We start from the raw sequence: 13,488 nt of genomic DNA on the forward strand, positions 1-13,488 counted from the left end.
CGCGTATCCGTCGTAGGGTCCCGATCCGCCCGGCGTGTCGGAGAGACCGGATTCGATCGCGTGGCTCTGGACGTACTTGCGAAAGTGACGCATCAGCTCCGGCACTCCGAGCACGAGCGGCCCGTGCACGTCCTTCCAGTAGCGATGGAATTCCTGCGCGCTCATCCCCGGCTTGCGCTTGAGCATGACTGCGACCTTTACCATCGGATTATCCTCCGTACCGCGAAATCGATTTTCCTGCTTGCGGCCTTTCTTAGCACAGGATCGGACCGAATCGTGACGCGCGGGTGGCGGGCCTCAAGGGCGTCGCGCAAGGCCCACTACAACTCGTCGGCGCTATCTGACACGATTGATGGGGCACGATTGATGGGGCACGATTGATGGGCACGATTGCTCCGGCTACCAGATGAAAGAGCTGATCGAATCCATCCTCAATGCCGCGGTCGGGCGGGCGCGCGCCGCCGGCCAACTTACGACCGCGCTGCCCGAGGCCGCAGGCGTCGAGGCGCCCAAGGACCCGGCCCACGGCGACGCGGCGAGCAACGCCGCGCTGGTGATGGCGCGGGCGGAGAAGAAACCGCCGCGCGCGATTGCCGAAATAATCCGCGCCAATCTCGAACTCCCGCCCGAAATCGCGGAGGCCGCCGTGGCGGGCGCGGGATTTATCAATTTCCGGATGGCGCCGGCGTACTGGCAGGGCGAATTGCGCCGCGCCGCGGCCGAGGGCGACCGTTTCTGGCGTCCGCAAATCGGCGAGAGACGCAAGGTCCAGGTCGAATTCCTCTCGGCCAATCCGACGGGGCCGCTAACCGTCGGCCACGGGCGCAACGCCGTGCTCGGCGACACGCTTGCCCGCATGCACGAGGCGACCGGCTTTGCAGTCACGCGCGAGTACTACTTCAACAACGGCGGTCGCCAGATGAAGCTCCTGGGCGAATCCGTGCGCGCGCGCTACCTGGAGGCGCTCGGACGCCCGGCGGCGATGCCCGAGGACGGCTACCAGGGCGAATACATCCGCGACGTCGCGCGCGAACTGGTTGCGCGCCACGGCGACGCGCTCGCGGACGCGGCCGATATCGAGGTTTTTCGCGCGCCGGCCGAAGAGGCGATTTTCGCCGACATCCGCCGCACCTGCGAGGGTCTGGGTATCCGCTTCGACGTCTTCACCAACGAGCTCGATCTCATCCGCGGCGGCCAGGTGGATGCGGTAATCGAGGGGCTGCGCGAGCGCGGCCTGGTCGCCGAATACGACGGCGCCGTGTGGCTGAGGGGCGAGCCGCTTGGGCTGCCCAAGGACCGCGTGCTCGTGCGATCGGGGCCGGGGCGCGAGCCGACCTACCGCACGCCCGACATCGCCTACCACATCGAGAAGCTGCGGCGCGGTTTCGACAGCGTGATCGACGTTTTCGGCGCCGACCATATCGCCGAGCATCAGGGCGTGCTGGCGGCGGTCAAGGCGCTGGGTTACGACGTTACTCCCATTCACGCCATCATCTATCAGTTCGTGACGCTTACGCGCGGCGGCGAGAAGGTCAAAATGTCGACGCGCAAGGCGACCTACGTGACGCTCGACGAACTGGTGGACGAGGTCGGCGCCGACGTGGTGCGTTTCTTCTTCCTGTTTCGCAAGCACGATAGCCACCTCGATTTCGATCTCGACCTGGCCAAGCGCCAGGCGCCCGAAAACCCGGTCTTCTACGTGCAGTATGCGCACGCGCGGCTGGCAAGCGTCTTTCGCGAGGCGGAAAAGAAAGGCATCGGGCTGCCGGCGGATCTCGCCGCGGTCGATCTCGCGCCGCTTTCGGAGGAGGAGATCGCGCTTGGGCGCAAGCTGATCGGCCTGCGGGAAGTGGTCCGCGGCGCGGTCGAAAGCCTCGAACCGCATCGCGTGCCTTTCTTCCTCCTCGAGCTGGCGGGCGATTTCCACCGCTACTACAACAAGCCCGCAAATCGTATAATCAATGAACAACGCGAACTGAGCCTTGCGCGGCTCTTCCTGGCGCGACTGCTGATGGACGGAATCAGGAGCGGACTCAATCTGATTGGCGTGAGCGCGCCCGATCGCATGTAAGAGGGGCCGCGGCAGTCGAAAGCGCGCAAGGATTCGGCGACAAGAAAAATTCAAACGGACGACTAAGGCGCATGCGTTTTGACATCGGACCGGGCGGTGGATTCTTAATCCTGGTGGGATTGCTGGGGCTTTCAGCTGCGGTGTTCTTCCTCGGGATGATCTCCGGGCGCGAGATGGCGCAAACCGAGCAGGGCCAGACCCAGCTTGCGAGCGTCTATCCCATGCCGGCCGGCGCGCCTGCCGCGCCGCCGCAGGCTGCCGCGCCCGAGGCTCCCGCTCCGATCGCCCCGGCCACGGCCAAGCCGCCGGCGCAGGAGGCCAGTTCAACAGACCGGACCGCTGTGCCGCCGGCGCCGGCAGCGGTCAAGCCGGCGCGCGCGCACAAAGCGCCGCCCCCGCGTCCCACGCTGGCGAGTGCTCCGATGCAGCATCCGGAAGCGCCCGCGGCCGAGGAGTCGGACAGCGATTCCGCATCAGATTCGGCTACAGACGAGACGGACAGCGGCGCGAGCGAAGGCGAGGCCACCGCCGCTCCGGCGCGGCGCGCGGCGCCTCATGGCAAGGGCTACAACATCGTGATCGACGCCGCGATGGATCATGCGGCTGCGAACAAGATGGCGTCGCGGCTGCTCGCGCTCGGCTATATCGCGCACATCTCGACCACGCAGATTAACGGTCAAACCTGGTACCGCGTGCAGGTCGGGCCATATCCGACAGCTGACGACGCGCGCGCGGCTCAGGGGCAATTGCGCGCTGCCTACACCTCCCGCTACGTCAACCGCGCTGGCGCCTCCAGCGCGGCGTCATCGCGCGGAACGGCGGCGAGCAATAACGCGTCGAGCACCGATTCCGAGGATACGGATACGAACGATTCGGGCTCGGATGACAACAGCGGCGATAGCGATTCCGCGCAGTCGGCGCCGACAGATTGATGACAGGCGGCAGCTGTTGCTCGATTGACATCCGGCGCGGCGGCTGGCTAATTTACTTGGCCGGAGATGAAAGCGATGAACCTGAAGCTCAAGGCCGTATCGCGTCGGTGGTGGCATCCCATCGCGCTCGCCTGCGCTCCAGGGTCGTGATTTAACGATCAGCAGGGTTGTTCAAGGGGCCGCGGGCGAGAAGCCGGCGGCCCCTTTTATTTTGCGTCTTGTGTCTTTCGGAGTGCCCGGTTCGAGCGACCTTTCGGTTTTTGGTCGCGTGTAAGCGGATTGGTGGGGAGAGTGATGGTTAAGCCAAACGAGCGCGAATTCGAGGCCCTGGCCGCCAAGGGTTACAACCTGATTCCGATCTGGCGCGAGATCACCGCCGACCTGGAGACCCCGGTCAGCGCCTTTCTCAAGGTCGCGCGCGGGGATTACGCCTTCTTGCTCGAGAGCGTGCAGGGCGGCGAGAAGTGGGGGCGCTATACGTTCCTCGGCGCGGAGCCCGCGATGGTGCTGCGCGGACGGGGAGGGCGGCTCGATCTGACACGCCCGGGGCGTAGCGTCGAGGTGCGCTCGGTCAAGAGTCCGCTCGAGGGATTGCGCGACGAGATGCGCCGCTTTCACGCCTACCAGTCGCCCGAGTTGCCGCGCTTTTTCGGCGGCGCGGTTGGCTTTTTGGCCTACGATATCGTGCGCTACTTCGAGCGCCTACCAAGCCATGCGCAGGACGAACTCGGCACGCCCGACCTTTACCTGATGCTGACCGATACGGTGCTGATTTTCGACAACGTGCGCCAGACGGTCAAGATCGTCGCCAACGTCGCGCTCGAGGATCATCCTTCGACCAGCACCGCCTACCGCAACGCGGCGGCGAAAATCGACGAGCTGATCGTGCGCCTCGACGCGCCCGCCAGGGCGCCGCGCCTCGAGAGCGCCGCTAACCTCAACGGCGACGCGATGAATCTCGTTTCCAACCAAACCCGCGAGGGTTACATGGCGATGGTCGAGGCGGCGAAGGAATATATCGCCGCGGGCGACGTGATCCAGGTGGTGCCTTCGCAGCGCTTCGAGGCGCCGCTCGGGAGCCATCCGTTCAACCTCTACCGCAGCCTGCGCACGATCAATCCGTCGCCGTACATGTTTTACCTGCGGATGGACGATCATACGCTGGTCGGCGCCTCGCCGGAGGTGATGGTGCGGGTGGAGGGGCGCGAAATCACGCTGCGGCCGATCGCGGGCACGCGCCGGCGCGGCGCGACCGAGGCCGAAGATCGCGCCCTCGAGCGCGAGCTGCTGGCCGATCCCAAGGAGCGCGCCGAGCACGTGATGCTGGTCGATCTCGGACGCAACGACGTTGGCCGGGTCGCCGAAATCGGCTCGGTCGAGGTCACCGAGCTGATGACGGTCGAACGCTATTCGCACGTGATGCATATCGTGTCCAACGTGCGCGGGCGGCTGCGCGAGGGATACGACGCATACGACGCCTTTCGCGCGACTTTTCCCCAGGGCACGGTTTCGGGCGCGCCCAAAATCCGGGCCATGGAGATCATCGACGAACTCGAACCGGTGCGGCGCGGCGTGTACGCCGGCGCGGTAGGCTATTTCAGTTACACCGGCAATACCGACACCGCGATCGCGCTTCGCACCATCCTGTGCAAGAACGGCCGCGTGTATATCCAGGCCGGCGGCGGCGTGGTCGCCGATTCCGACCCCGGCGCTGAGTACGAAGAATCGGTCAACAAGGCGCGCGCGATGGTAAGAGCGCTCAGCGCGGCGCGCGCCTTCGAGAATGCCGGCGGGAGCAAGTAAGCGCAGGCGCGAATAGTGATGCGAATATTAATGATCGACAACTACGACTCGTTCACCTACAACCTGGTGCAATACCTGGGCGAGCTCGGCGCCGAGCTCGAGGTTCGCCGCAACGACGCGATCGACGTCGCCGGCGCGCGCGCGATGGCGCCCCGGGCGATCGTGATCTCGCCCGGCCCCTGCACGCCGCGGGAAGCCGGAGTGTCGGTCCCGCTGCTGCGCGAGATGGCGGGTGAACTGCCGATCCTGGGCGTGTGTCTGGGCCATCAGTGCATCGGCGAGGCTTTCGGCGGCAAGGTCGTGCGCGCGGGACGCCTGATGCACGGCAAAACCTCGCCCATTCTGCATGACGGCAAAACCATCTTTGCCGGACTGCCCAACCCGTTCGCCGCGATGCGCTATCATTCGTTGCTGGTGGACGCCGATTCGATTCCGTCGTGCCTCGAAGTGAGCGCGCATACCGGGGAGGGCGAAGTGATGGGGCTGAGGCATCGCACGCTGCCGGTCGAGGGGATCCAGTTCCATCCCGAGTCGATCGGAACGCCCGAGGGTAAAAAGCTGCTCGCGAATTTTTTAAAGCAGGTTGCCAAGTGAGCGAGCTGCGCGAAGCATTCACCGACGTGCTCGAAGGCCGCTCGCTCGACGCGGACCGCGCGGAGCGCGTGATGGGCGAGATTTTCGACGGCGAACCCGCCGAAGCGCTGATCGCGGGCTTCCTGGTCGCGCTCAAAGTCAAGGGCGAATGCGCCGCCGAGCTCACCGGCGGCGCGCGGGCGATGCGCGCGCGCGCCCGCGCGCTCGACCTCAACGGTGGCAACGTCCTCGATACCGCAGGGACCGGCGGCGACGGTGCGAGCACGTTCAACATCTCAACCGGCGCGGCGCTGGTCGCGGCGGCGGCCGGCGTGCCGGTCGCCAAGCACGGCAATCGCGCGATCAGCGGACGGGTCGGCGCGGCCGACGTGCTGGAGCGCCTCGGGGTAAAAATCGAGCTCGACCCAGAGGGCATGCAGCGATGCCTCAGCGCCGCCGGATGCTGCTTCATCTTCGCTCCGGCTTACCATCCTGTGCTCGCACGGCTGGCCGCGCTCCGCCGCGCGCTTGGCGTACGCAGCGTCTTCAATCTGATCGCGCCGCTCAGCAATCCGACCCGTCCGCGCCGCCAGTTGCTTGGCGTCGCCGACCCGCGGCTGGTGCGCCTGATGGCCGAGGCGCTCGCCGCGCTCGGGGTCGACCACGCGATGGTGGTCCACGGCGAAGACGGACTCGATGAACTGTCGCTGCGGGCGCCGACGCGAGTGGCCGAGATTCGCGGCGCCTCGATCAGCGAGTTCGAGGTGCGTCCGCGCGAATTGGGGTTGGAGCCCGGCGAACCCTCGGCGCTCAGGGTGACGGACGTCGAGCATGCGACCGAGATCCTGCGCCGCACGCTTGCGGGCGAAGATGGAGCGGCGCAAGATGTGCTCGCGCTCAACGCGGGAGCCGCGATCTACGTGGGCGGCCGGGCGGCGTCGCTCACCGGCGGTATCGCGACCGCGCGCGAGATTCTCGCCGCGGGCAAGGCGCTGGACGTGGTGGAGCGGATGCGGCGCGCGAGCCACGACGAGGCATCATGAGTTCAAGCATCGCTTCAACTTCGGCCGCAAGCTCAATCCTCGAGCGGATCTTTGCCGCCAAGCGCGCCGAACTCGAAGCCGAGCGCGCCGCGGTGCCGTTCGAAGCGATACGCGAGATTGCCCACAGTGCGCCCGCGCCGCGAGATTTTCTCGCCGCGCTCCGCGCGCGCAGGCCGGCGATCATCGCCGAGATCAAACGCGCCTCGCCGAGCAAGGGCGACATCCTGCCCGGCCTCGATCCGGCCGCGGTGGCGCGCGACTATGCAACCGGCGGCGCGGCCGCGATCTCTGTGCTCACCGATCGTCATTTTAAAGGTTCGCTTGAGGATTTGCGGACGGTGCGAGCGGCGGTCAATCTCCCGCTTTTACGCAAGGACTTTATCTTCGACCCCTACCAGCTCCATCAGGCGCGCGCGGCAGGCGCTGACTGTATCCTGCTCATCGCCGCGATGCTGAGAGAGGTGGATCTCGCCGCGCTCTATGCCGCAGCGCGCGAGCTTGAGCTTCAAGCGTTGGTTGAAGTCCATAGCGAGGAAGAATTGCGAACGGCGGCGCGCGCGGGCGCAGAAATCGTCGGAATAAATAACCGCGACCTCCATACGTTCGTCACCGATATCGCAGTTACCGAGCGGCTGCTCGGGGACTATCGCGGCGCGGCGCTGATCGTCTCGGAAAGCGGGATCGACACGCCCGACGACATCCGTCGCCTTGACCGCGCCGGCGCCCGCGCCTTTCTTGTCGGCGAGAGTCTGCTGCGCGGCGGCAACCCGCGCCGCAAACTCGAAGCGCTCGGCGCCGCGCTCGGAGCGGGGCAGGATTAGACGGCGATGGCGGTGCGGATAAAGATTTGCGGCATCACGCGTTGCGAGGATGCAGAAGCGGCCGTCAGCCTCGGCGCGGACTTCATCGGGCTTAACTTCTATCCGCCGAGCCCGCGATGCCTCTCGTTGGCTGCGGCCGCGGCGATTGCGCCAGTGGTCAAGGGGCGCGCGCAGATAGTCGGTGTCTTCGTCAACGCGGACCGGGCCTATATCAAGGAGCGGCTTGAATCGCTCGAGCTCGATCTGCTTCAGTTTCACGGCGACGAAGATGACGACGCGCTTGCAGGATGGCCGGTGCCGGTGATTCGCGCGCTGCGGCTGCCATCTGACGCGCCGCTCGACTGTATCGATCTCGCCAGAATCAGGGCCGACTTTATTTTGATTGACACGTTCGATTCGCGGCTCTTCGGCGGAACCGGCCGCACGCGCCCCTTCCAGGCGCTTCGCGCGCTCGACCTGAGCCGCGTCTTCATCTCGGGCGGACTGACGCCGGATAACGCGATGGCCGCCGCCGCGCTCAATCCCTACGCACTCGACGTCGCAAGCGGCGTCGAGTCGGCGCCGGCCATCAAAGACCATGACAAGCTTCGGAGCTTCATCGCGAATGCCAGATCTTCTTCGATCGACCGAAGACTCTCCACCAGCCGTGCAAAGCTATCCAGATAAGCGCGGACACTTTGGCGAATTCGGCGGCCGCTATGTCGCCGAGACGCTGATGCCCGCGCTGAGCGAGCTCGAGCGGGAGTACCGCGCGGCGCGCCGCGACCCCGCTTTTCGCACCGAACTCGAGCGGCTCTCGCGCGAGTACGTCGGCCGGCCGACGCCGCTTTATTTCGCCGCCAACCTGACCGCGAAACTGGGCGGCGCCAGGATCTATCTGAAGCGCGAAGACCTCTGTCATACGGGCGCGCACAAGGTGAATAACACGCTCGGCCAGGCGCTGCTAGCGGTGCGGATGGGTAAGGCGCGGATCACCGCCGAGACCGGCGCCGGACAGCACGGCGTGGCCACGGCGACGATGGCCGCGCTGTTTCGGCGCGAGTGCGAGGTCTTTATGGGCAGCGTCGACGTCGAACGCCAGTCGCTCAACGTCTTTCGCATGAAACTGCTCGGCGCCAAGGTCACCGCGGTCGACGCCGGCAGCCGCAGCCTCAAGGACGCGCTCAACGAGGCGCTGCGCGATTGGATCGCCACGGTCGCCCACACCTACTACCTCATCGGCACCGCGGCCGGGCCGCATCCGTACCCGATGATCGTGCGCGATTTTCAGTCGGTGATCGGGCGCGAGGCGCGCCGCCAGATCCTCGCGCACGAAGGCCGCCTGCCCGACGCCCTGGTCGCCTGCGTCAACGGCGGCTCCAACGCGATCGGACTCTTCTATCCGTTCATCAAGGACCGCGACGTGCAGATGCACGGCGTCGAAGCGGGCGGACTGGGGCTCAACGGCCCCTCGCACGCGGCGACGATCACCGCCGGCAGCGTCGGCGTGCTGCACGGCAACCGCACCTACCTGCTGCAGGACGAACTCGGCCAGATTCGCGAGACCCATTCGATCGCCGCGGGACTCGACTACCCCGGCGTCGGCCCGGAACTCGCGTGGCTCAAGCAAAGCGGACGCGCGGAGTACGCGGCCGTCACCGACACCGAGGCCCTGGAGGGGCTGCGCCTGCTCTCCGAAAGCGAGGGGATCATCCCGGCGCTCGAGAGCGCGCACGCGGTCGCCTATGCTGCGCGGCTTGCGCCCGCCATGGCCCGCGACCGCGTGATGATCGTCAATCTCTCGGGGCGCGGCGACAAGGACATGCAGACCGTCGCACGCGCGCTTGGAGTGGCGCTATGAGCGGGCGGGTGGCGGCGCAAAAGACCGCAGGGCGAATCGAAAAGAAATTCGCTGAGCTCCGCGCTCGCGCCGAATCCGCGCTGATTCCGTTCATTGTCGCCGGCGATCCCGCCCTCGAAGCCACGCGCGCGCTGGTGCTCGAACTGGAGGCGCGCGGCGCCGATCTTATCGAATTGGGCGTGCCGTTTTCCGATCCGATGGCAGACGGGCCGGCCAATCAGCGTGCGCTCGCGCGCGGGTTGGCCGCGGGCGCCTCGCTCGCCGCGATTCTCGCGATGGTCGCCGAGGTACGCCGCCAGAGCGAGATCCCGATCGTGCTGTTCGGCTACTACAATCCGATTCTGCACTACGGATGCGAGCGCCTTTGCGCCGACGCCGCGCGCGCCGGCGTCGACGGCCTGCTCGTCGTCGATCTGCCGCCCGAGGAGGCGGCCGAGCTTGCACGTCCGGCCCGCGCTCACGGCCTCGACCTGATCTATCTGCTCGCGCCGACCACGCCGATCGATCGCGCGCGCGCGATCGCGCGCGCGGGCAGCGGCTTCCTTTACTACGTCGCCGTGGCCGGGGTGACCGGCACGCGGGCGAGCCTCGCCGCCGGCCTCGAAGAGCGCGTGCGCGCGCTGCGCAATGTGACCGATCTGCCGATCGGCGTCGGCTTCGGCATTTCGACCGCCGCGCAGGCGGGCGAGGTCGCCGGCTATGCCGACGCGGTCGTGGTCGGGAGCGCGCTGTCGCTCATAATCGAGCGCGAGAGCGCGGGGCCCGGTCTTGCTGCGGCGGTGGGCGAAGCGGTGGGTGCGATGAAGAACGCGATGCGCGCGGCGCGCGGTGGCGCGCGCGCCGCGGACGGAGGCTAAAGCGATGGCGGAGCGAGAGCGGGACGAACGGGCGGCCGCGGCGCAAAGCGCGGCCGACGAGAATATCTGGGTCAAGTGTCCCGGATGCCGCGAAATCGCCTTTCGCAAGGAAGTCGAGCGCAATCTCAACGTTTGTCCCAAGTGCGGTTACCATCATCGCCTGACCGTCGAGCAGCGCCTTGCGATAACCGTCGATCGCGGCAGCTGGCGCGAGTTGTTCGAGGACCTTGCGGCCGGCGATCCCCTGGAGTTTCGCGATTCCAAGCCCTATCCGCAGCGCCTGGAACAGGCGCGCCGCGCCGCCGGCCGCAACGACGCGGTGGTCACCGGCCTTGGCCGGATCGAGGACCATCCCCTCGCGCTCGCGGTGATGGACTTCACCTTCATGGGCGGCAGCATGGGAATCGTGGTTGGCGAGAAACTCGCCCGGCTTATCGACTACGCGGCCGCGCACGGCCTCGGCGTGGTGGTGTTCTGCTCCTCGGGCGGGGCGCGGATGCAAGAGGGTGCGCTGTCGCTGATGCAGATGGCGAAGGTCGCGGGCGCGATCGGGCGGCTTCGCGATGCGCACCTGCCGTATCTCGCGGTACTGTGCGATCCGACCACGGGCGGCGTGGCGGCGTCGTTCGCGATGCTCGGCGATCTCGACCTCGCGGAGCCGGGAGCGCTGATCGGTTTCGCCGGGCGGCGGGTGATCGAGCAGACCACCAACCAGGTGCTGCCCGAAGGTTTTCAGAGCGCGGAGTTTCTGCTCATCCACGGAATGCTCGACGCGATCGTGCCGCGGGCGCAGATGCGGGCGACGCTGGCGCGGCTGCTCGCGATGCTATGCGGCGGGCGCCGACTGCCGGCGCGCCGCCGCAAGCCGTCCGCCGGCGGCTGATTCCAACACGCGGGCACACAAGACGCGCGCACAAAAGAAATGCGGCGCGGATTGCTCCGCGCCGCATCTCCCCAACCGCTTGAGCCCGGCCTTCGCGCCAAGTCTGAAACGATAGCTCGTATCAGTCGTCGCCTCCGAAGCCTTCGTCGAGACGCTTCAGTTTTCCCCTGAGTGACATCGAAGTTATCGAGGCGCTACCGCAAACCGAGACGCCGACCAAGGAGCCGTTGTCCGACTGGATGGCGAGGGCGCTGTGGCCTTCGGGTTTGGGAACCAGCAAGCCGAAATTGATGTTGCCGGTGCTGAACGGTATCTGCATCGTGAACTGTCCCGGCGCACCGCTTCCGCCGGTGAAGCTGTATGTCCCGGTCGTGAACGTATCATTGCAGGAATTCTGCGAGCTGTTGCCGTGCGTGAGAATCAGGTTGCCGGCAACGGCGCTCACTCCGTCGAAGGTCAAGGTTCCGAGCATTGCCACCTCGCCGGCTTTGCCGTCGTCGGCGAAGCCGCTTCCCTCGAAGATGTATGTGCCGTTGAGCGAAGCCGCAGAAAAGGTACCCCCACCGCCGTCGTCGTCACCCCACTTTGTCACACTGTGGTGCCTCGCGAAGGCAAGCGCCGGTGACCCGACCGCGAGCGCAAGAGCTATCCCCGCCAGCCATATCTCTTCATAATCCCTTGGACCCCCTCTCCAGAATAGAAGTTGATGCGTTATCGACCAATGGAACTATTGGACGATAGATTAAGCTTTTTAGACATTATTAAAATCAAATATAATTAGACAACGATATTTACAGGCTAATGAATAGCTTTTTATTATCATATTCATTTAAATCAGAACGTAGCCTCGCTGAGCTGTGAATTCGCTCGATATTAAGCCTTTCAATTTGCCGGCGGTCCTCCGGGCTTAGGTTTCACATGGGTGTCACGCTAAAATTCCGCCGCAGTGGTCGAACTTTCCAAAACGCTGGACTGGCTCTATTCGCTCGAAGGGCGTGGCGAAATATACAAGCTGGAGCGCATGGATCAGGCGCTCGCGCTGATCGGTGACCCTCATCGCCGGTTGTGCGCGGTCCATATTGCCGGCACCAAGGGCAAAGGCTCAGTGGCCGCAATGATCGACGCGATCGTACGCGCGGCCGGAGTGCGCTGCGGACTTTACACCAAGCCGCACCTGGTTCATCTGACCGAGCGGACGCGGATCGACGGCGCCGAGATGCCGGCGCGCCTGATGCTGGAGTATATCGAGCGGCTGCGCGGGATTTACGAGCGCGCCAATCTTGCGCTCACATTTTTCGAGTTCACGGTCGCGCTGATGTTCCTGTACTTTGCCGAGGCGGGGGTCGATTTGGCGGTGATCGAGACGGGGCTCGGCGGCCGGCTCGATTCGACGAACGTGGTGACGCCGCTGGTCAGCGTGATAACCCCGATCGGCTTTGACCACATGGATCGCCTCGGCCATACGATCGCGGCGATCGCGGCCGAGAAGGGCGGCATCATCAAGCCGGGCGTGCCGGTGGTGATCGGCGCGCGCGACCCCGAAGCGCGCCAGGTGCTGACCGCGATCGCGACTCAGCGCCAGAGCCCCGTCCGGATAGCGGAGCGCGACTTTTCCTTCCGCTCGGGCGCGCCCGCCCACACGCTTGACTATTTCGGACTGGGGCTTAACCTTGAGCGGGTCGAGCTCGCAGTGGCCGGGCCGTTTCAACATGAGAACGCCGCCATCGCGCTGGCGGCGGTCGAGGCGCTTAGGGCTCAGGGTTGGCGGCTGGAGGAGCAGGCGATACGGCGGGGACTTAGAGAATTGAGCTGGCCGGGGCGCTTCGACGTGGTGTCGCGCTGCCCGCTGGTCATCCTCGATTGCGCGCATAACGAACTCAGCATCGGCGCCCTGCTCGAGACAATAGCGGTCGAATTGGGCCCGCAGGTGCGCCCTCGGCTGATCTTCGGCTGCCTGGAGGACAAGCAGTGGGCGAAGATGGCGGCGATGCTGGCGCCGCGTGTGCGAGACGTGACGCTAACCAGGGTGGAGCCCAAGCGTCCTCTCGAGCCTGAGAATCTTTTGCCGCTCTTTGCGGCGCAGGTACCCGCCCGCGTGGTGCGCGAGCCGCTTAGGGCTGTGGATCAGGTTTTAGCCGAGAGTGGACCGGACGAGGTTATCGTGGTAACTGGTTCTGTCTATCTGGTGGGGGAGATTTATCCATACTTTCTCGAGCGGCAGGGCCGGCGGGGGCTATTTCCTGAAGCTACCATGTAAAGCTCTGCTCGTGGTCTGTCTCGGGTGCGCGGCCGCGGCGGCGTTTGCGCCGCTCGACGCACGCGCGCAGGCCAGGCAGGGCGCACAGCAGGCGAGCCAAGGCCAGGGGAAAGGTAACCCCTCGGACGCGGCCCACATCCTGCAGTCTTCCCATCGCGGCCCGGTTGATGTGACCGGCCGCCAGTTCGAGTACGACTACAAGACCGACACTTTCGTGGTTACCGGCGACGCGGTGGTCAACCAGGCGGCCACCACCCTGACCGCCGACAAGATCAACCTGATGCGCAAGACCCATCAGGCTTCCGCATACGGCAGGGTGCACCTGATCGATCCCGAGGGAGAGATGTTCGGCGACGAGGGCCACGTCAACTGGGAGGACGAGACCGTCGAGTTGACCAACGGCAAACT

The 13,488-nt window shown here is 65.9% G+C and carries 14 protein-coding genes; 12 read left to right on the forward strand and 2 right to left on the reverse strand.

Annotated elements, in window-relative coordinates; translation table 11 throughout:
- On the reverse strand, positions 1-204 hold a 204-nt coding region (locus tag VMI09_02470), incomplete at its 3' end, for an EthD domain-containing protein (GenBank protein ID HTQ23531.1).
- Between the two features lie 202 nt (positions 205-406).
- Between VMI09_02470 and argS the strand changes: the two genes are divergently transcribed.
- From argS to accD, 10 genes are all read left to right on the forward strand, one after another.
- Positions 407-2,071: an arginine--tRNA ligase gene (gene argS / locus VMI09_02475; protein ID HTQ23532.1), complete on the forward strand. Its 1,665-nt coding sequence runs from the start codon at positions 407-409 to the stop codon at positions 2,069-2,071.
- A gap of 71 nt (positions 2,072-2,142) precedes the next feature.
- Positions 2,143-3,003 carry an SPOR domain-containing protein gene (locus VMI09_02480; protein HTQ23533.1) on the forward strand — a complete coding sequence of 287 codons (861 nt, stop codon included), beginning with the start codon at positions 2,143-2,145 and terminating at the stop codon, positions 3,001-3,003.
- A 294-nt stretch (positions 3,004-3,297) separates the two neighbouring features.
- The gene (trpE, locus tag VMI09_02485; protein ID HTQ23534.1) at positions 3,298-4,806 is read left to right on the forward strand and encodes an anthranilate synthase component I; all 1,509 of its coding nucleotides are present in this window, start codon (positions 3,298-3,300) and stop codon (positions 4,804-4,806) included.
- Between the two features lie 18 nt (positions 4,807-4,824).
- Positions 4,825-5,400 carry an aminodeoxychorismate/anthranilate synthase component II gene (locus VMI09_02490; GenBank protein ID HTQ23535.1) on the forward strand — a complete coding sequence of 192 codons (576 nt, stop codon included), beginning with the start codon at positions 4,825-4,827 and terminating at the stop codon, positions 5,398-5,400.
- On the forward strand, positions 5,397-6,422 hold the full coding sequence (gene trpD, locus VMI09_02495) for an anthranilate phosphoribosyltransferase (GenBank protein ID HTQ23536.1): 1,026 nt from the start codon (positions 5,397-5,399) through the stop codon (positions 6,420-6,422). The genes VMI09_02490 and trpD overlap by 4 nt, the downstream gene beginning before the upstream one ends.
- A complete protein-coding gene (gene trpC / locus VMI09_02500; GenBank protein HTQ23537.1) occupies positions 6,419-7,243 on the forward strand; it encodes an indole-3-glycerol phosphate synthase TrpC in 825 nt (274 codons plus the stop codon). Before trpD ends, trpC begins: the two co-directional genes overlap by 4 nt.
- 6 nt (positions 7,244-7,249) lie before the next feature.
- The gene (locus tag VMI09_02505) at positions 7,250-7,909 is read left to right on the forward strand and encodes a phosphoribosylanthranilate isomerase (protein ID HTQ23538.1); all 660 of its coding nucleotides are present in this window, start codon (positions 7,250-7,252) and stop codon (positions 7,907-7,909) included.
- On the forward strand, positions 7,890-9,083 hold the full coding sequence (gene trpB, locus VMI09_02510; GenBank protein ID HTQ23539.1) for a tryptophan synthase subunit beta: 1,194 nt from the start codon (positions 7,890-7,892) through the stop codon (positions 9,081-9,083). The genes VMI09_02505 and trpB overlap by 20 nt, the downstream gene beginning before the upstream one ends.
- Positions 9,080-9,940 carry a tryptophan synthase subunit alpha gene (trpA, locus tag VMI09_02515; GenBank protein HTQ23540.1) on the forward strand — a complete coding sequence of 287 codons (861 nt, stop codon included), beginning with the start codon at positions 9,080-9,082 and terminating at the stop codon, positions 9,938-9,940. The genes trpB and trpA overlap by 4 nt, the downstream gene beginning before the upstream one ends.
- 4 nt (positions 9,941-9,944) lie before the next feature.
- Positions 9,945-10,823, forward strand: a complete 879-nt coding sequence (gene accD / locus VMI09_02520; GenBank protein ID HTQ23541.1) for an acetyl-CoA carboxylase, carboxyltransferase subunit beta — start codon at positions 9,945-9,947, stop codon at positions 10,821-10,823.
- Between the two features lie 121 nt (positions 10,824-10,944).
- Here accD and VMI09_02525 read toward each other — a convergent pair whose 3' ends face one another.
- Positions 10,945-11,415 carry a hypothetical protein gene (locus VMI09_02525; GenBank protein ID HTQ23542.1) on the reverse strand — a complete coding sequence of 157 codons (471 nt, stop codon included), beginning with the start codon at positions 11,413-11,415 and terminating at the stop codon, positions 10,945-10,947.
- Positions 11,416-11,769: 354 nt separating this feature from the next.
- Between VMI09_02525 and VMI09_02530 the strand changes: the two genes are divergently transcribed.
- Complete coding sequence (locus VMI09_02530; GenBank protein ID HTQ23543.1) at positions 11,770-13,080, forward strand: folylpolyglutamate synthase/dihydrofolate synthase family protein; 1,311 nt, start codon at positions 11,770-11,772, stop codon at positions 13,078-13,080.
- A 10-nt stretch (positions 13,081-13,090) separates the two neighbouring features.
- Positions 13,091-13,488, forward strand: a 398-nt coding sequence (locus VMI09_02535) for an LptA/OstA family protein (protein ID HTQ23544.1), incomplete at its 3' end; no start/stop codon positions are given.

The sequence above is a fragment of the Candidatus Binataceae bacterium genome, assembly GCA_035500095.1.
Taxonomy (GTDB): domain Bacteria; phylum Desulfobacterota; class Binatia; order Binatales; family Binataceae; genus JAKAVN01.

Excerpts from the sequence above, each read along its gene's own strand:
- VMI09_02505 (HTQ23538.1), top strand. The coding sequence starts at position 7,250 with ATGGCGGTGCGGATAAAGATTTGCGGCATCACGCGTTGCGAGGATGCA.
- argS (HTQ23532.1), top strand. The coding sequence starts at position 407 with ATGAAAGAGCTGATCGAATCCATCCTCAATGCCGCGGTCGGGCGGGCG.
- trpE (HTQ23534.1), top strand. The coding sequence starts at position 3,298 with ATGGTTAAGCCAAACGAGCGCGAATTCGAGGCCCTGGCCGCCAAGGGT.
- VMI09_02490 (HTQ23535.1), top strand. The coding sequence starts at position 4,825 with ATGCGAATATTAATGATCGACAACTACGACTCGTTCACCTACAACCTG.
- trpA (HTQ23540.1), top strand. The coding sequence starts at position 9,080 with ATGAGCGGGCGGGTGGCGGCGCAAAAGACCGCAGGGCGAATCGAAAAG.
- accD (HTQ23541.1), top strand. The coding sequence starts at position 9,945 with ATGGCGGAGCGAGAGCGGGACGAACGGGCGGCCGCGGCGCAAAGCGCG.
- trpC (HTQ23537.1), top strand. The coding sequence starts at position 6,419 with ATGAGTTCAAGCATCGCTTCAACTTCGGCCGCAAGCTCAATCCTCGAG.
- VMI09_02480 (HTQ23533.1), top strand. The coding sequence starts at position 2,143 with ATGCGTTTTGACATCGGACCGGGCGGTGGATTCTTAATCCTGGTGGGA.